This window comes from Parvularcula sp. IMCC14364 (genome assembly GCF_030758415.1).
Classification (GTDB): domain Bacteria; phylum Pseudomonadota; class Alphaproteobacteria; order Caulobacterales; family Parvularculaceae; genus Aquisalinus.
Map to the genome: position 1 here is coordinate 3,279,424 of NZ_CP132334.1, position 16,448 is coordinate 3,295,871.

A 16,448-nucleotide genomic window follows, 5' to 3' on the forward strand; every position below is an offset into this window, starting at 1 on the left:
GCAACTGATAATACAGTTACTGATTACCCAGCGCAAAGGCATCGTCAACTTGTTGCTCACATGCGGCTATGGATGTATCGAGTTTGTCAAGCCATTGCGTGCCGTATTTCTCACTATACCAGCCGCGCATCCCGCTCGTGGCCTCTTGAAACAGACGCTTTTCCTCCGGAGACAGGGCATAGACTTCTCCGCCTGCTTCGCGAAAAGTTTCATAGGCTTCAATCTGGCGACGCATTGGAATGGCGCGTGTGACTGTTTTCAGGTGCTGGAATCCATCGAAGACCTGCCGTCTTATGTCCGGTGGCAGTTCTTGCCAGTTTTTGTCAGAGTACCACCATAAGGCTCCCATGTAAGCATGGCCGTCGAGTGTGATAAATTTCACATGCTCATGAAAATTCATGCCAACAATATCCTGGATGCCATTCTTGGTTCCTTCCACCACTCCAGTCGCCAAGGCTGTGTATAATTCTGCCCAGGAAACGGGTGTGGGGTTTGCGCCCAATTGCCGCATCAGTTCTTGCTGGATCGGGGCGGAAGTTGTCCTGACCTTCAGACCACGTAAATCTTCAGGCCTTTGAATTTGTGTACTGGTGGTCGCAAAATTACGCCAGCCGCCAGTATTGGATACCGCCATCAGGCGCAGCCCCAGGTTCTCGGCAAGAATGGTTTTGCGTAAATCATCCACAATTGGACCATCAAAAACACATTCGGCTACCCGGTCGTCGCGGAAGACGTAAGGCAGGTCGAAAACCTGGCCGGGGCCATAAATGTTCCCCATGCCGCCAATTGTGGTCATGAAAACATCCAGAACACCTGATTGCATATTCTCAATGCACTCACGTTCATTACCGCAAAACTGCCCATAGGTGAAAATATCGACTTCCACACGACCGTTCGCGCGTGCTTCAACATAATCCTTGAACACGAGTGCGCCGTCATAATCTTCATCCGCCTCTGACCCAAGAATACCTATACGGATTGTATAAGGGGCTGTTTCAGCTGCACTGAAATACACCCCAAAGGTGCAGAAGGCTGCGATCAGGAGCAGAAAGAAACTTTTGAGACGTATCATATTTATTCAACCTTATGCATAGCCCAACAAGCGTGGCAAAGTGAGTGACAGGGCAGGGAACATTGTGATCGCAATGATGACGGCAACCTCTACCGCCAGGAATGGCAGCATTTCCAGCGCTATTGATTCCGGCTTTTCGCCAGAGACAGACGAGGCAACAAACAGGACAAGACCCATTGGCGGTGTTATCAGCCCCACAGTTACATTCACACACATGACGATAGCAAAATGCATGGGATCAACGCCCATACTCACCATCAGGGGAGCAAGAACAGGCCCAAGTATCAGGATGGCAGGCCCGGCATCCAGGAACATGCCTACTACGAATAAAAAGAGGTTTATCAGCAGCAGGAGTACCAGCACATTGCTACTCATACCTGACAAACCTTCAGCCATGCTGCCGGCCATACCCGATACTGTAATAATCCAGGCAAAGGTGACAGCGGCTCCAACCAGCAGAAGAATGACAGCTGACTGTGCGGCGGCGTTCACAAAAATACGCGGTAAGTCACTGGCGCTTATGGTCCGCATAATGAAATATGATACAAAAAGAGCATAGGTTGCGGCAACCGCTGCAGCTTCAGTTGGCGTGAAGATGCCGCTCAAAATTCCACCCAGCAGGATAACTGGTGTCATGAGAGCTGGCAGTGTCTGAAAAAAAGTAAGTCGACGTTCCGTCCAGGTGGCGCGTTTGTTTGCCACAGGATAATTCCTTTTCTTGGCAAGAAAGAACGTGACCAGCATCAGGCCACCACCGATCAGGATGCCAGGAACAATGCCTGCAGCAAACAAACCTGCCACAGATACGTTCATTACAAAGGCATATAGGATCATAATTCCCGAAGGAGGAACTATGGGGCCTATGACGGATGAGGCGGCAGTTACAGCCGCTGCAAATCGCGTGGAATAGCCCGCTTTTTCCATTGCGGGAATCAGCATCTTGCCAAGTGCCGATGTGTCAGCAACGGCTGAGCCGGAAAGGCCAGCGAACAGAATTGAAGAAATGATGTTCACCTGTGCAAGCCCCCCGCGCACATGGCCGATGATGCTTTGCGCAAAGCGCACCAGCGCTTTGGTCACACCACCGGTGTTCATCACTTCTCCGGCCAGAATAAAGAAGGGCACAGCCATTAGCGGGAAGGAGTCCATGCCGTTGTAGAGTCGGGATAGCAGGGATGTGTAGAATTCTTCCTGACCGTCAATGGTAAGGCTGAGCCCTGGTGCGATCAGCAGGGCAAAGACAATCGGTGCGCCTGCCGCGAGAAGAAAAAGGAAGATCCAGAAATAGGCAAGTGACATAGCTGACTATTCCTCTTTTGCCGGATGATGTCCGTCTTTTTTCACAAACGCCGCAAGTTCCCTGAGTACAGTTTCAATGCCGACCAATATCAACAGAGCAAAGGACACGGGGACAATCACATAAAAAGCGCCCACCTGCATGGGAAGGGTTGCGGATTTGCTCTGCATGCCACGTAGAACGAAGTCGAGGCTTTCAGCAAAGAAAACAGCGCAAATCCAGATAACCAGAAGGGTAATGCCGATTTGCAGTGTTGACTTTATGGCTTTGGGCAAGTCTTCGGTGAAAAAACTGATGGAGACATTGGTCCCTTCCCGATAAGCCCAGGGGGCAACCAGAAAAGCCGTCCATACCATCATCGTCTTGGCGAGTTCCTCTGTCCAGGCAGGTGAATTGTTGAAACCATATCTTGCCACAACCTGCACCATGACAATAAGCGTCATAGCCGCGAGCAAGAGCCCGGCGAAATTACGCCCCGCCTCACATATCGGGCGATTGGCTTTTGCCAGGGCGTCAGCAAGCCGCTCAGTAAGAGGAGGTGAGATTACAGGATCAGTCATCATTTTTGATTTTACCATGACACAGTTTCACCTGCTTGCCTAATGGTTCACCTCAGGCCTTAATCAATGGCCAGGTTCGCCTCATAGTTGAATTTGCCGGGCCTTCTTGTATGAAAGGCGCAACGACTGGGAGTGCGTTATGAAAAAAGTTTATGACAGTGCCGAGGCCGCGATCGCCGGGCTGACCTTTGATGGCATGACGGTCATGTGCGGTGGTTTTGGCTTATGCGGTATTCCTGAAAATCTGATCATCGCTTTGCGTGATTCCGGTGTGAAAGATGTCACGGCAGTGTCCAACAATGCTGGCGTTGACGATTTTGGCCTCGGGCTTCTGTTGCAGACACGGCAAATCAAGAAAATGGTTTCATCTTATGTGGGTGAAAATGCGACTTTCGAGAAGCAGTATCTTTCGGGCGAACTTGAACTGGAGTTCAATCCGCAAGGCACTCTGGCGGAACGTATCCGCGCTGGCGGCGCAGGTATTCCCGGCTTCTACACCAAGACAGGTGTGGGCACACTGATCGCCGAAGGCAAAGAGCACAAGGAGTTTGATGGCGAAACATATGTCATGGAAACTGGCCTGCGCTCTGATCTTTCACTGGTCAAAGCCTGGAAAGGGGATACGCAAGGTAATCTTGTATTCCGGAAAACAGCGCGCAACTTTAACCCTATGATGGCGACCGCAGGACGCATCACAGTTGCTGAAGTAGAAGAGCTTGTCGAGGTAGGAGAACTGGACCCGGACAATATCCACACTGCGGGTATTTTCGTTCAACGGATTGTAAAAGGCAGCTTCGAAAAGCGCATTGAACAACGCACCACGCGAGAGCGGACAGCCTGAGCGTATAGCGAGGAGAGATATCATGGCCTGGGACAGAAATCAGATGGCGGAACGCGCCGCAAAGGAACTTGAAGACGGATTTTACGTAAATCTGGGGATCGGTATTCCGACACTGGTCGCGAATTACATACCTGATGGGGTGGATGTGACGCTTCAATCAGAAAATGGTATGCTCGGCATGGGGCCCTTCCCGTATGATGATGAGGTGGATCCTGATCTCATCAATGCAGGCAAACAGACGATCACTGAGTTACGTCGCACATCTTATTTTTCTTCCGCAGACTCTTTCGGGATGATCCGGGGGGGGCATATAGACCTTTCGATTCTGGGTGCCATGGAAGTTTCCGAGCATGGTGATCTCGCCAACTGGATGATTCCAGGCAAAATGGTCAAAGGCATGGGCGGCGCGATGGACCTCGTCGCGGGCGTCAAGCGGGTCGTTGTATTGATGGATCACGTCTCAAAAAAAGGTGACCCAAAGCTTCTTAAGGAATGCTCACTGCCACTGACAGGTGTGCGTTGTGTGGATCGGGTCATCACCGGCCTCGGTGTGTTTGATGTTGACAAGGAGGCGGGCGCTTTGAAGATTGTCGAACTCGCGGATGGTGTGTCAGCTGATCACGTAAGAGAACAAACTGAAGCAGAGATCAGCTAAGCTGGGCCTTCAGCACTCTTGCGTACTTTTCATGTCTGGTGCGCCAGGCGCGAGGTGATATTCGCGCAATGCTTTTACATGAGCCCGCCCCTCTTCGACATAATGGGCCGCACCCATAAGAGCCATCTTGTCTTCCCCGTCGCGCAGGTCACGGAGTTTCCGGGCCGGTAAGCCAGCCCACATCTCGCCGGCTGGAAGGCGCTTCTTGGGGCCAAGAAAAGCCCCGGCAGCAAGAAAGCCACCACTCTCAATGACGGCTCCATCAAGTACCGTAGAGCACATACCGACAAAGCCGCCGTCTTCCACGCTGCAGCCATGCAACATGCAGCGATGGCCGACCAGCACGTTCTCTCCAATCAGGCAGGGCGTGCCACCCATACCAGGTTCATCGACATGAATAATAGTTCCATCTTGAATGTTGGAGCCTTTGCCGACTTTGATCCGGTTGGTATCCGCGCGTAAGACACAGCCATACCAGACACTCGCGTCAGCGCCGATTTCCACATCACCGATAACGACAGCGCCGGGCGCAATAAAAGCAGTTTCGTGGATAATGGGAGTTTTCCCCTGAAACGGGAGGATCAATGCTTGCATGGGATACCTGCAGATATAATTTTAGTTTGTTGGCTGATTATACGGAGTTAGCTGAGATTGTTTGGGTTACCCCTCTGAGTCTTCTTTGCTTTCTTCCTCTGCGGCATCCGGGTTCCATTCATACATGGCCTGAATGAAACAACGATCCGGACTTTGCGTATTTGATCGGCCAGCAAAGATGTTTTCTGAAACGAGCATGATGTCGCCGCGTGACAGGCAGCCGCCACCGTGGCCCGTCAGGCCAATGCGCTGGGCACGGTCCAGTTGGAAACAGCTACTGGTTTCAACAAGGTATTCCCGCCGGGGGCTCGCTTCAAGAATGACCTGCCGATCGGAAACCGTTTTGAAACTGTCGATCGTGCGACTGAAGCAGATACGATTGACCTGTTCGCCGCGTCTTGGGTCATCTGCGTCTATAAAACGTGACTGTTTGTCTTCAGTTGAAGCACAGGCAGCGGCAAGCAGGCACCCTGACAGGCCAAGCGCACTGATGATCAATTTCTGGTTCATTCCGTTTCTCCTTCAGTCCGATTATGGTCCTCGTAACCACTCCCCCGACAAATAAACCCTAGCATGATTGATGCTAAACCAGAAATCATGAGGTGCGGGGGCAAAATGCAGTGCTGTAAGAATGAATGTGAACAGTGCATTTTCTTGCCGGATGCTCTAGGGTGCTTGCAGGAGAGAACTGACTATGCCTGTGTGGCAAACATGATTGGCGATGTTGACGCCTATGCGCGTGATATGCGCGATTCTGAAGGTTTTGCTGCTTTGCGCAGGGTCTGCATAACCCATTTGCCCGGTTTTGGTGCTGTCATGTTCAGTTATCATCACCTGCCACCGCCGGGTGCAGTTGATTACAGTTCAGCGCTGACGGTTATTGCCCATGGGTTCCCAACGGACTGGGTCAATCGCTATATCAAGGAACAGATGTATCGGCATGATCCGATTACCCGTTTGGCCATGGATGTTAGTGAGCCCTTCTGGTGGTCTGAAGCTGGCAATGCAGGCGCAATTTCAGCCGATGAGCAGGCATATCTCGACACTCTTGCTGCAGCGCAGTTGGGGGACGGACTGGCAATCCCTGTTTTTGGTCCCAATGGCCGAAATGGTTATTGCGGTGTCGGGTTTGGCAAACAGGCAACCGGCCTGTCCTATGCTGACATAAAGCAGGTTCAATGGGTTTGCCAACTCGGGCATCAGCGATATTGCGACCTCCTGAAGATGCAATTCCCTGATGGGGAGCACTTGACCGGCCGTGAAACCGAGATTCTGGAGTGGGTGGCAAAAGGAAAGAGCAATTCTGTCATAGCAGAGATTATTGGTATTTCTCCGCATACAGTTGATACTTACATGCGGCGGATTTACCTCAAATTTGGTGTGGCAGACAGGGTGACAGCTGCGCTGCGTGGCCTTGCCATCGGGGCGATAAAATAGTTCTTCAGTGTTTTGCCGAGGACGGCGGAGTTCTCTTTATACCATCTTCAGCATCAGAGGCAGGGAATGCTGTTTCCGGTTCCATGGTCGGCGTTCCATCCCGAACAGCCGCTTCACGTGCCGCCAGTAATTTATTGCGGTATTTTGTTTGCACGACGGAAACACAAACCATGACGAAGATCACGAAATAGAATGTCGTTTTGGACATCGCAGTAACTTCATAACCGAAGAGGTATAGGTGGGCGAGATGCCCGGATTCGGATACGAGTAATACGCCGACAATAAAGAGAACAAACAGCCCCAGCACTTCATAGGCGCGGTTTTGTTCAAGGAAATTGGAAACATGGTCTGACAGCCAGATCATCATGATGCCAACGGAGATAATCGCCACGGCCATTATGGCAAAGACGTTCGTCAGGGCAATGGATGAAAGAATACTGTCGAAAGAGAATACCAGGTTCATTGTAACAATCCAGAAGATCGCACCGGCGACCGAACGCTTGCCCGCAGAATCGGCGTGTTCCAGGTGATCCACAGAGAGCAAGTGAAATATCTCTTTCATTGCAGTGTACAGAATGAAAGCGCCGCCAAACAGGGTCACCACAGCGTGGAACGTGAACGCCCCCTTGATGAATCCCCAATCAATAGAGAAGAACGGTTCTTTCAGGCTTTCGATCGCAGCCATGACCACGAAAAGAAGGATGAGCCGCAGGCCAATCGCGAGGCCAATGCCGAGTTGCCGTACGCGGCGCTGGTGCTCTTGTGGCACACGGCGGCTTTCGATCGAAATATACAGCAGGTTATCGAAACCCAGCACCGCCTGCAGCAGGATAAGCATAATCAGTGTGAACAGGTTTTCGGGTGTAAAGAGATCGGCCACGGCGCTGCCCCCTTTTTTGATGATTGGCAAATATGGCTAACAGGCGATAGGCGTTGTCTATCAGGCTTTGCTGGCAGGCAAAAGAGGGCGTAACCTGCGTTAGAAGGGTTGGCGGGACTTCATGGCGGCCGCGAGCGTGCCTTCATCCAGATAGTCCAGCTCGCCACCAACAGGCACACCATGCGACAGACGTGTTACCGTGACGCTGGTGCCTTCAAGACGCTCGGTCACATAATGTGCGGTAGTCTGGCCATCAACCGTGGCGCTGGTCGCGAGCACCACTTCTGTAACTGTGCCAGCAGAGGCGCGTTGCGCGAGTGAGGCGATGTTGAGGTCGTCTGGTCCGACGCCGTCCAATGGCGAAATGACCCCGCCCAGCACATGATACCAGCCTTGATGTGCGCCAGATCGCTCAAGCGCCCATAGATCGGCAACTTCCTGCACGACGCAGATGATGCCAGTGTCCCGTTCTTCATTAGCGCAGATGGCGCAGGGGTCCACTGAATCCCAGTTACCACAGATGGAGCAGGCAGTGACTTTATCCGCCGCTGCGTCAAGAGCCTTTGCCAGCGGGGTCATCAGGCCATCGCGTTTCTTCAACAGATGCAGGGCCGCGCGCTTGGCCGACCGGGGCCCAAGCCCCGGCAACTTAGCCAGAAGAGAAATGAGATGGTCCAGTTCCGGACCGGCAGGAGTTCTGGGCATTACCTAAAAAGGCATTTTCATGCCAGGGGGCAATGGCAAGCCTTCGGTGAGGCTTTTCATTTCCTCCTGAGAGACTTCTTCCAGCTTTGACTTGGCATCGTTGATGGCAGCGGCGATCAAGTCTTCGAGAACTTCACCTTCATCGGGATTTATGAGATCTTTCTCGATACTGACCTTGCTGGCATACCCTTTCCCGTTGAGGGTAACCCTGACCATGCCGCCGCCGGCCACACCGTCGGCTTCCATCGCAGCGATCTTTTCCTGGACCTCCTGCATTTTGCCTTGCAGGCTGGCAGCCTGCTTCATCATGTCACCAAAACCCTTCATCATGATTCATCATCCTCTATCAAATTTTCATCAGGGGGCCGAAATTCTTCTATTTCCTTGATCCGCATGTCGCGGTCAGCGTCAATCTCTGGAAAAACTTCCAGAGCAGCCTGTATCAACGGGTGGGCGCGGATGCCGTCATTGCGCGTGTTGCGCAGTGTTTCGCCGCCTTTTGCCCGTGCGTTCACGCTGACCACCCAGCGCTCTCCAGTCCAGTTCTTTAACTGCGCGGCAAGTCGGCCCGACAGATCCTCAGGTGCGCCGGGCGCCGGGTTGAACTCGATCCTACCAGGCTCCAGTTTTACAATCCGTACAAACTTTTCTATTTCCTCGCGCAGCTTCGCGTCCCGCTTCACGCCCGCAAGGTTGGCAAGGTCTGCAACAGTTTCAAAGCGGGTCTCATTGGCCGCCTGAAGGTGACTTTGAGGTGCGGAAAGGGGAGAGGGTTTCCGTTGAGCAACAGGGCCGGATTGTGCGCTGCCACCGACCGAAACTGATGCAACCGCTTGCGTATTGCCCCCCGCACCAGCCGTTATAGTCTGCCCCCCGCCACCACTTTTGGGTGTTGTATTGTTCAGTTGTCTGAGGGCCTCATCGAGGGTTGGCAAGTCAGCCGCGTAACATAAACGGATCAATGCCATTTCAGCAGAAGCTGCTGCATCTGGTGCACTTTGCGTTTCCTGCAGACCCTTCATCAGCAGTGACCAGGCGCGGGTAAGACCATTAAGGGCGTAAACTGCCGCCATTTCCTTTGCCCGCGTTGCTTCTGCTGTACCGGCTGATCCATGGCTGGCGGCGCCTTCACCGGCTGCCTTCACGCGGGTCAGCAGATGTACCAGTTCCAGCAGGTCTCGCAGAACAACAAGCGGGTCTGCGCCGCAATTATACTGCCCCCGGAATAATTCAAGCGCTTTTGGTGCTTCCCCCTTAAGGCAGGCATCCAGTATATCCCAGCTCACATAACGGTTGGCGAGCCCAAGCATGTCCTGCACCTGTTCGGCTGACACCGCTTCTTCCGGTGCAGCATGATGCTGGATTATAGCCTGGTCGAGCAGAGAGAGTGCATCACGCACGGACCCTTCTGCCGCGCGCGCAATCATTAGAAGACCGTCGCGGTCAACTTTCGCGCTTTCTTTCTCGACAATACCGCCGAGATAGTCTGCCAGTGTATCCTGATCGAAACGGCGCAAGTCAAAGCGCTGACAGCGGGACAACACGGTGACCGGTACTTTGCGTATTTCTGTTGTGGCGAAAATGAATTTCACATGCGTGGGCGGTTCTTCCAGCGTCTTCAACAGGGCATTGAAGGCGTTCTTGGAGAGCATGTGCACTTCGTCGATAATATATACTTTATAACGTGCCTGTACCGGCGCGTAACGCACACTTTCGATCAGTTCACGGATATCATCAACACCGGTACGGCTCGCGGCGTCCATCTCGATAACATCAGGGTGGCGGCTTTCGGCAATAGCCTGACAATGAATGCCCTGCTCAGCCATGTCGATGGAGGGGGCATCCGGACCGCCTTCCACGGCATAATTGAGGGCGCGGGCAAGGATACGGGCTGTTGTGGTTTTGCCGACCCCGCGCACACCCGTCAAAATCCAGGCATGGGCGACGCGGTTGGCGTCAAAGGCGTTGCGCAATGTGCGCACCATCGCGTCATGGCCCAGAAGGTCAGCAAATGATTGCGGGCGATATTTACGGGCGAGAACCTGATAAGGCTGCTGGTCGCTGTGGCTCGAAGAATCGGTCATCGCGTGGAGTATGGCCCCAAAACCGGGCAGGCTCAAATCCGATGCTCATATGTGGATAAGTGCCTGATATTGAAAATGAAGTGGAAGACTGAACGACCCGAACCGAAACTCGTTACGGCTGCTTCCTTCCGGACCTGACCGGGTTGGCGAGGAGCTCGTCCGCCAGCCTTCCGCGAATACATATCGCGTCTTGGCAGCAGAAATACAAGGGGCAGTTATGCCCCGCGCGGAAAACTTGAAAGACTGCCTGTATCCCCGCCTTGCCACTCTGGAGAGGTAATGCGAGGAAATATTCATGCCTATTGCAAATCCTAATTACTTCACTGGTAACCCGCTTGAACGGCTTTCTGAAAAGCGCGGCGATGCGCTGTGGTTTGCGGAACAACTGGCTCATGAAAAAGCCTGTATGGTGCCTTTCTGGCGCGGGCGGCCGCTTGTTGAAATGCCGGATGGCCCTGACGGTCAGGCCCGCGCGCTCTGGTTATCGCCTCTGGCCCGGTCGGAATTTGTGCATGATGCGCCCGTCGTTCTACTGGGGTTCCGGGATGGCGCGCCATATTTCGCACTTGATGCTTCTGCCAGTAGTGCTTCTGCCGAAACGGCACCGTTCGCAGACATGGCCAGTTATAAAGGTATGCGAGAGCTGGCCGGAATACTCTCTCGCGAGGAAGTTGCCATACTCGGGCAGGCATTATGGCTGCTTGACTGGCATCGACGACATCAGTTCTGTGCAAATTGTGGTGCCAAGAGCCAGATGGTTGGCGGCGGTACGCATAGACGATGTGATGGGTGTGATACAGACCATTTTCCGCGCACTGACCCGGTTGCCATTGTGCTTGTGACGCGTGGTGAGGAATGCCTGCTGGGCAGGGGAGTGAAATTTCCGCCAACTTTCTTTTCGGCACTGGCCGGTTTTCTTGAACCGGGCGAAACGCTGGAAGAGTGTGCAGCCCGGGAAGTGTTTGAGGAAGTGGGCGTGAAAGTGAAAGAAGTCCGATATATTTTCAGCCAGCCTTGGCCATTTCCCTCTTCCCTGATGGCTGGTTATATTGCTGAAACGGAAGACACCACATTCACATTGGATGAGACTGAAATTGCGGAGGCCCGCTGGGTGTCCAAAGACGAGATAAGAGCACTTCTGAACGGTGAGCGCCGGGATGATCTCAATATCCCGCCGCCTTTTGCGATCGCTCATCAATTGCTTGTTGAATGGGTCAGGGACGAAGACCAGGTATAGCGTTCACAGTAACCAGAGCACGACGGGTAATGCCAATCTACCCGTCATAAACAAGCCCGTTATTATCCTGAGATTAGTTTTGGAAACGGGTGTGGACTGGTACGCATCCAACCGGCATAGGTCCTTTCATTGGCCTGAACAGTACGATCTTCTGCCCAGTCCGTGCGTTTTTCAGCAAGGTATGGCTTTTGCCACTGCCTGCCGGGCCTTAAATATTTACGGCTGAATACGGTGCCCATCTGTCCGCCCATGGCCGCGCCTGTTCCAATTCGTAAGAAAGTTCCAGCAGTGTACGTTCATCACCTGTCCGGGCAGCAAACTGACTGCCGATTGGCAGGTCATTTGTCGACCAGCCAAGTGGCAGGGAAATCGCACAATTTCCAACGCCGTTATAATTTCCGGTGTAGACAGAATAGTCCAGCGTGCGCTCATACATTTCTTCAAATGGCAGATCCCATTTCAATTCCCCCAACCTCAATGGCGGTTTACGCAAGACTGGCGTCAGGATCACATCGAACTGTTTGAAATAGTCTTCATAAATTGCTTCTGCTTCCTTGAAGAAAGCAACAGAGCGCTCGAACTGGCCGGGATTCTTGCGCTCGCGTTCTTCAAAAAACTCTGCCAGGCCGATTGTCCAAGGCTCAAGGCCGCGTTGTTTGCCAATAAGGCGCCATTGGCGCAGCCCGATAAGGCGTGCGTTGTTCACAATAGGCACTACCCCGCCTGACCATAAAGCCATGAAATGCTCTTCCATGGCGCGCGCATCAAACGGCGGTGCCGAATCGATGACCTCATGACCGAGGTCACGGCAGAGTTGTGCCGTACTCTCCAGCGATGCCTTTACCTCACTGTCTGCATCAGTGCCAATGCCGGTTTCAGTGTAATATGCAATTTTGAGCCTGCGAGAGGAAGGTCCGTTCACGAATCCTACTGGATCGAAAGATGCACCATCTCCCTTTTTTTCTGTCATATTCAGAATCTGGGCAGTGTCGCGCACCGTGCGGGTAACAGCCATCCGTACAGAAAGGGAAACCGGCAGACTGGACGGGTTTTGTGCCGCGAGGCGGTCGCGGCTTGCTTTCAGGCCAACAAGGCCGCAGGCGGAAGCCGGAATGCGAATGGAGCCGCCACCGTCCCCTGCATTGGCGCAGGGAACAAGGCCTGCCGCAACAGCGGCTGCTGCGCCCCCACTGGATCCACCGGTGTGATAGTCTGTGTTCCAGGGGTTAGCGGCATCACCGAGTAAGATGGACTCTGTCGTCGGCAACAAGCCGAACTCAGGCGTATTGGTTTTTCCCACCATGACAAAACCTGCCTGTTTGGCCAGGTAGACATCACCATCGTCAGCTTTTGCGACATTGCGTTCAAACAGGCGCGAGCCATAGGTCAAAGGCTCGCCTTCAAGCGCAGATAAATCCTTGATGAGATATGGTACCCCTCGGAATGGTCCGTCAGGCAACTGGCCTTGTGCCTCGCTCCGGGCTTTTTCAAAGCGCTCGAAAACGACAGCATTCAATTTGGGGTTAAGGCGTTCTATCCGGGAAATGGCTGCGTCAACCAGCTCCAGAGGTGTCGCTGCACCATCTCTGACCAATTTGGCCTGTGCCATACCGTCCAACGCGGCAAACTCATCCATTTGCGCACGTGCGGTACCAAGTCCTCCTGTGAGGGCGAGTGCTGCTGTCGCGGCAGTGCCTTTCAAAAATTCACGTCTGTCCATGCCCGTCTCCTCCCGGTTGATGCCTGTTACAGCTTTTGGACAACTATAAGTGGGGGCGGCGCGTGCGAACAGTCCTAATCAGCAGAGTCCGCGAGTGCTTCCAGTTCCTGCCGCATTGATTTTGTGAAGCGTGTATCAAGTAAACCCTTTTTCAGGTAATCCTCGCGCGCCGCATGAAGGATGTCGAGTTCAGCCAAAGTCATCGGCCCCTTCATGTAGCGGCGATGCCAGCCATTTTGACGGGCGTAATATGCCGGTTCAAAATCAGGTCTTCTAAGCTCTCTTCGGTTGCCATTGAATATATCTGCAAAGAAATCCAGTAAGTACGGCTGCTTAAGGCATGCATGTTGTTGATTATTTTTCAGGCATGGTTGCCTCAGGACGTCCAAATATTTTTCGTCTGACTGATCGAGGTCTTGGACATGGGCACACAGGTCATCAAGCGATGAAAAGTTACGCGCATTGATAAATCGCGCCGGATTGAAGAGTTCATTGACGAATTCATCACCCCAGTAGATTGGAATGGCATCCGCCAACATGGCGTTCCCGAGTTTCTCCGTCACATACCCGGGTGAGAGAGAGTTCTCACAGGCGATAATGAATTTGGCACCTCTGAGAAAATCCCAAGTCTCGTTTGGTGGTACTGGCCCACCAATATTATTGCGATGCTTTCCGCCGCTATCTACTTTTTTATAGGCTGACAGGGCGTCAAAGATATCCTCCCGTGCTTTTGCATTGCCATTGGAGGCAAGATAAGCGCCGAAGCGGTTTTTTTCTGCCAGGATTTTGGCAGTGTCCTGTCTGTGGCGGTCAACAAGTTGGTCAATTTTTTGATAGCCAGGCCGCAGGGCAAAATTTTGTAACTGCAAGTGGCGTGGATGATTGATATCGGGTCGGAAAGTGATTGCATAATCACACCAGCGGAAGTCAGGAAATGCGGCTTCATGTGTGATGAATATTTTTTCACAGGTATAATTGAGATGATTAGCGCCGTTGATGCTGAAAATCAGAAAATCAGGATCATCGGATAATTCCACGGGAAAATTTTTCTGCAAGTGTTGCCATAGAGGGTAACCATTTGCGTTAAATCCGTTCCAGACATCGGTGAACTTGACCTTGATCCGCTTGTCTTGTGTCACATTATGCTCCGGCAAAGTTATGATATTTCAGGCTCAGCATTGGCGCGTCTTATGGGAACTCCCGATATAATGCCAGTCTTGGCCGCGCTGATTTGTCTCTGGTGATCGTCTAATTTTCAGGGGCAGCCGGGTATCAGGGCGTCAAAGGGGCACGATACAGAAAATATGTGAGTGAGCGCTTACTGTGATGTGCGTCACAGCCATCATGGTTAATGCTGCCTATGGTCAGATCATCAACAACCCAAGGAGAGAGAAGATGACTAACACATTCACAAAAACAATCGCCGCCCTGACAATCGCCGCTGCTGCCATCACAGGTACAGCTCAGGCAGAGGAGACAACTAAAGCGGTAGACATTTCTGCCCACGTCGCTGAAATGTCAGTCTTGACCACCCAGAACCTGGACAAACTGATGACACAGAAAACAGGCAGCATCGTAATGATTGAACTGGCTGCCCTGGACACTCAGACGGAAATCGTGCTGGCCAAAGCAACAGAGCGTCAGGACACCAGCGTTCAAGTGGCTTACGCGAGTGTACCAGCCTATCTGCTGGTACCGGTTGCTGACTAAGCAGGCAGAAAATTCAATTACCAGAAAAGCAGATGAGATGTCTCATCTGCTTTTTTTTTGTCCGGTTTTTGTCGGAAACTATTCCCAGGAAAAGGGCGGGTAGTCAGGGTAAGTCAGCGCAATATCAGTTTCGCCCGAAGCGACCCTGCGTTTGGCCTCGCTGCGTAAGGCCGCAAGGTCGTCTGTGATTTGATAGCGCAGATCACGCACCTGATCCCATTCCTCGTTGAACGCCTCCGGGCGTTCTGCACGATCCATTGCCAGCATTGGGGCAAGACGGGCGAAGCCTTGGTAAATCCGCTCGGCCTGCGTCATCTCAAACGCATTAATTTCAGCATAAAGCGCTATCAGAACAGGCGAGTCTGCGGTGACAGCTTTTTGCGCTTCAAGAAGTGCCGCGGGTTTTGCCATGCGCGTAAAGTACTCAATGGCTTCATTCACATCAATGCGTGCTGCATCCCGCCAGCGATGCATATCATCGCGGTTGATCAGAAGTTCTGACCGCGGATCGACAACCAGCACTGTCGGTGTGCCGTAGATAATCGGTATGCCAAAGCGTTCAATAACCTTACGACCACGTTGCAGATAGCCTACATCGACCAGCAGAACTTCATAACGGTCATCCAGAACCTCCTGAAGCCTTTTATTATTCAGCGTTTTGACGAACCCGCGGCTGTCATGGCACCAGTTTGCACCCATCACAATCAGCGCCAGCTTGTCACTCGCTTCTGCCCGCACCAGGAGATCATCAATCTCTGTCATCACTGCGTTGGAGGGCTGAAAAGCCGTCTCAGCATCGTATTTTTTGCCGGAGGTGTTTTTAGCGGGTGCCTTTGCCGTTACGCTGGGGGCCGACTGTGAACATGCGACGAGAGCGAACATAGCAAGCAAAATTATCAGCGTCAGGCGCATCGGAAACTCCGTGTTACCAAGATTGACAGATCAGCGCGGTTTAATTGACGCCCTTATATCTCAACTCACCACGCTCAACCCCGGCACGACAATCACTGGCATCCCGGTTAATATCTTCATCAAGCAATGTCGCAGCCATTCCTTCACCAGCAAAACGGGGGTCATCGCACTCCCCATCATTGGCCCATTCACTGCTGTCATCCCCGAAATATATTCCGTCGCTGCGCTGGGAAGTATTTTGCGCAGTATCAAATCTCAAGTCACCTCGCTCGACTCCTGCGCGGCAATCTGTTGCATCATGTCCGCGATCAGACTCCAGCAGTGTTGCGGCCATTCCCGCACCGGAGAAGCGTGGGTCATCGCACTCGCCGTCATTCGCCCATTCACTTGTATCATCTCCATAGTCGATGCTGGATGAAACAAGGCGAATATCACCGGCCTGATATGCTGCGCGACAGTCTGTCGCGTCCCTTTTTGTGTCCTCGTCCAGTAAGATTACAGCCATTTCGTCGCCTTCGAAGCGCGGGTCATCGCACTCCCCATCATTCGCCCACTCGCTGGAATCATTACCAAAATCGATTGATTGTGCGGTGGCGTTCACACTGAACAACATCATGAGAAAGAATGTAAGCGCGGAAAAAACAGGCAGGAAACGTAATGACATGCGAATAGACCTCCAGAAATAAAGGTGCAGCATAGCAGGTAATCGGGAAGCGTAAACGGCACTTTGCTGGCGTCAGAAAC

General features: G+C 52.6%; 18 protein-coding genes and 1 other RNA gene. 5 read left to right on the plus strand and 14 right to left on the minus strand.

Features of this window, described 5'->3' with window-relative positions; all coding sequences use genetic code 11:
* Positions 1-16 precede the first annotated feature (16 nt).
* Genes dctP through RAL90_RS15485 form a run of 3 tightly spaced genes read right to left on the minus strand, consistent with a single transcriptional unit; the run spans position 17 to position 2,947 of the window.
* Positions 17-1,072 (minus strand): TRAP transporter substrate-binding protein DctP, encoded by a 1,056-nt coding sequence (gene dctP / locus RAL90_RS15475; RefSeq protein ID WP_306252245.1) that lies wholly within the window; start codon positions 1,070-1,072, stop codon positions 17-19.
* A gap of 12 nt (positions 1,073-1,084) precedes the next feature.
* Positions 1,085-2,371, minus strand: coding sequence for a TRAP transporter large permease (locus tag RAL90_RS15480; protein WP_306252247.1), 1,287 nt, complete (start codon positions 2,369-2,371; stop codon positions 1,085-1,087).
* Between the two features lie 6 nt (positions 2,372-2,377).
* Complete coding sequence (locus tag RAL90_RS15485) at positions 2,378-2,947, minus strand: TRAP transporter small permease (RefSeq protein ID WP_306252249.1); 570 nt, start codon at positions 2,945-2,947, stop codon at positions 2,378-2,380.
* A 121-nt stretch (positions 2,948-3,068) separates the two neighbouring features.
* On the opposite strand from RAL90_RS15485, the gene RAL90_RS15490 reads away from it, so the two are divergent.
* The gene (locus tag RAL90_RS15490; protein WP_306252251.1) at positions 3,069-3,770 is read left to right on the plus strand and encodes a CoA transferase subunit A; all 702 of its coding nucleotides are present in this window, start codon (positions 3,069-3,071) and stop codon (positions 3,768-3,770) included.
* Positions 3,771-3,792: 22 nt separating this feature from the next.
* Entirely contained in the window at positions 3,793-4,425 is a 633-nt protein-coding gene (locus tag RAL90_RS15495) for a CoA transferase subunit B (RefSeq protein ID WP_306252253.1), read from the plus strand.
* A 9-nt stretch (positions 4,426-4,434) separates the two neighbouring features.
* Here the strand turns inward: RAL90_RS15495 and RAL90_RS15500 are convergent, their stop codons facing one another.
* Together RAL90_RS15500 and RAL90_RS15505 are read right to left on the minus strand one after the other, a co-directional pair.
* Positions 4,435-5,019, minus strand: coding sequence for a gamma carbonic anhydrase family protein (locus tag RAL90_RS15500; protein WP_306252255.1), 585 nt, complete (start codon positions 5,017-5,019; stop codon positions 4,435-4,437).
* 66 nt (positions 5,020-5,085) lie between these two features.
* Complete coding sequence (locus RAL90_RS15505; RefSeq protein ID WP_306252257.1) at positions 5,086-5,529, minus strand: DUF6491 family protein; 444 nt, start codon at positions 5,527-5,529, stop codon at positions 5,086-5,088.
* Positions 5,530-5,694: 165 nt separating this feature from the next.
* Here RAL90_RS15505 and RAL90_RS15510 point away from each other — a divergent pair, with 165 nt between their 5' ends.
* The gene (locus RAL90_RS15510; protein ID WP_306252259.1) at positions 5,695-6,456 is read left to right on the plus strand and encodes a LuxR family transcriptional regulator; all 762 of its coding nucleotides are present in this window, start codon (positions 5,695-5,697) and stop codon (positions 6,454-6,456) included.
* A gap of 4 nt (positions 6,457-6,460) precedes the next feature.
* Here the strand turns inward: RAL90_RS15510 and RAL90_RS15515 are convergent, their stop codons facing one another.
* The 5 genes from RAL90_RS15515 to ffs form a co-directional block, all read right to left on the minus strand.
* Positions 6,461-7,336, minus strand: coding sequence for a TerC family protein (locus tag RAL90_RS15515; protein ID WP_306252260.1), 876 nt, complete (start codon positions 7,334-7,336; stop codon positions 6,461-6,463).
* A 99-nt stretch (positions 7,337-7,435) separates the two neighbouring features.
* The gene (gene recR / locus RAL90_RS15520) at positions 7,436-8,041 is read right to left on the minus strand and encodes a recombination mediator RecR (protein ID WP_306252263.1); all 606 of its coding nucleotides are present in this window, start codon (positions 8,039-8,041) and stop codon (positions 7,436-7,438) included.
* A gap of 3 nt (positions 8,042-8,044) precedes the next feature.
* Positions 8,045-8,371 (minus strand): YbaB/EbfC family nucleoid-associated protein, encoded by a 327-nt coding sequence (locus RAL90_RS15525; RefSeq protein WP_306252265.1) that lies wholly within the window; start codon positions 8,369-8,371, stop codon positions 8,045-8,047.
* The gene (locus RAL90_RS15530; RefSeq protein WP_306252267.1) at positions 8,368-10,125 is read right to left on the minus strand and encodes a DNA polymerase III subunit gamma/tau; all 1,758 of its coding nucleotides are present in this window, start codon (positions 10,123-10,125) and stop codon (positions 8,368-8,370) included. The genes RAL90_RS15525 and RAL90_RS15530 overlap by 4 nt, the downstream gene beginning before the upstream one ends.
* Before the next feature lie 76 nt (positions 10,126-10,201).
* Positions 10,202-10,300, minus strand: an RNA gene (gene ffs, locus RAL90_RS15535) — signal recognition particle sRNA small type.
* A gap of 120 nt (positions 10,301-10,420) precedes the next feature.
* Between ffs and nudC the strand changes: the two genes are divergently transcribed.
* The gene (gene nudC, locus RAL90_RS15540) at positions 10,421-11,362 is read left to right on the plus strand and encodes an NAD(+) diphosphatase (RefSeq protein WP_306252269.1); all 942 of its coding nucleotides are present in this window, start codon (positions 10,421-10,423) and stop codon (positions 11,360-11,362) included.
* A gap of 208 nt (positions 11,363-11,570) precedes the next feature.
* On the opposite strand, the gene RAL90_RS15545 is transcribed toward nudC, so the two are convergent.
* A complete protein-coding gene (locus RAL90_RS15545; protein WP_306252271.1) occupies positions 11,571-13,082 on the minus strand; it encodes an amidase in 1,512 nt (503 codons plus the stop codon).
* Positions 13,083-13,156: 74 nt separating this feature from the next.
* The gene (locus tag RAL90_RS15550) at positions 13,157-14,221 is read right to left on the minus strand and encodes a glycosyltransferase family 10 domain-containing protein (protein ID WP_306252273.1); all 1,065 of its coding nucleotides are present in this window, start codon (positions 14,219-14,221) and stop codon (positions 13,157-13,159) included.
* A 256-nt stretch (positions 14,222-14,477) separates the two neighbouring features.
* Between RAL90_RS15550 and RAL90_RS15555 the strand changes: the two genes are divergently transcribed.
* Positions 14,478-14,792, plus strand: a complete 315-nt coding sequence (locus tag RAL90_RS15555) for a hypothetical protein (RefSeq protein ID WP_306252275.1) — start codon at positions 14,478-14,480, stop codon at positions 14,790-14,792.
* A 78-nt stretch (positions 14,793-14,870) separates the two neighbouring features.
* On the opposite strand, the gene RAL90_RS15560 is transcribed toward RAL90_RS15555, so the two are convergent.
* Positions 14,871-15,704, minus strand: a complete 834-nt coding sequence (locus RAL90_RS15560; protein ID WP_306252277.1) for a hypothetical protein — start codon at positions 15,702-15,704, stop codon at positions 14,871-14,873.
* A gap of 40 nt (positions 15,705-15,744) precedes the next feature.
* A complete protein-coding gene (locus RAL90_RS15565) occupies positions 15,745-16,368 on the minus strand; it encodes a hypothetical protein (RefSeq protein WP_306252279.1) in 624 nt (207 codons plus the stop codon).
* Positions 16,369-16,448 lie beyond the last annotated feature (80 nt).

Coding starts and splice junctions, on each gene's coding strand:
- dctP (WP_306252245.1), bottom strand. CDS start 1,072: ATGATACGTCTCAAAAGTTTCTTTCTGCTCCTGATCGCAGCCTTCTGC.
- RAL90_RS15480 (WP_306252247.1), bottom strand. CDS start 2,371: ATGTCACTTGCCTATTTCTGGATCTTCCTTTTTCTTCTCGCGGCAGGC.
- RAL90_RS15485 (WP_306252249.1), bottom strand. CDS start 2,947: ATGGTAAAATCAAAAATGATGACTGATCCTGTAATCTCACCTCCTCTT.
- RAL90_RS15490 (WP_306252251.1), top strand. CDS start 3,069: ATGAAAAAAGTTTATGACAGTGCCGAGGCCGCGATCGCCGGGCTGACC.
- RAL90_RS15495 (WP_306252253.1), top strand. CDS start 3,793: ATGGCCTGGGACAGAAATCAGATGGCGGAACGCGCCGCAAAGGAACTT.
- RAL90_RS15500 (WP_306252255.1), bottom strand. CDS start 5,019: ATGCAAGCATTGATCCTCCCGTTTCAGGGGAAAACTCCCATTATCCAC.
- RAL90_RS15505 (WP_306252257.1), bottom strand. CDS start 5,529: ATGAACCAGAAATTGATCATCAGTGCGCTTGGCCTGTCAGGGTGCCTG.
- recR (WP_306252263.1), bottom strand. CDS start 8,041: ATGCCCAGAACTCCTGCCGGTCCGGAACTGGACCATCTCATTTCTCTT.
- RAL90_RS15525 (WP_306252265.1), bottom strand. CDS start 8,371: ATGATGAAGGGTTTTGGTGACATGATGAAGCAGGCTGCCAGCCTGCAA.
- RAL90_RS15530 (WP_306252267.1), bottom strand. CDS start 10,125: ATGACCGATTCTTCGAGCCACAGCGACCAGCAGCCTTATCAGGTTCTC.
- nudC (WP_306252269.1), top strand. CDS start 10,421: ATGCCTATTGCAAATCCTAATTACTTCACTGGTAACCCGCTTGAACGG.
- RAL90_RS15545 (WP_306252271.1), bottom strand. CDS start 13,082: ATGGACAGACGTGAATTTTTGAAAGGCACTGCCGCGACAGCAGCACTC.
- RAL90_RS15555 (WP_306252275.1), top strand. CDS start 14,478: ATGACTAACACATTCACAAAAACAATCGCCGCCCTGACAATCGCCGCT.
- RAL90_RS15560 (WP_306252277.1), bottom strand. CDS start 15,704: ATGCGCCTGACGCTGATAATTTTGCTTGCTATGTTCGCTCTCGTCGCA.
- RAL90_RS15565 (WP_306252279.1), bottom strand. CDS start 16,368: ATGTCATTACGTTTCCTGCCTGTTTTTTCCGCGCTTACATTCTTTCTC.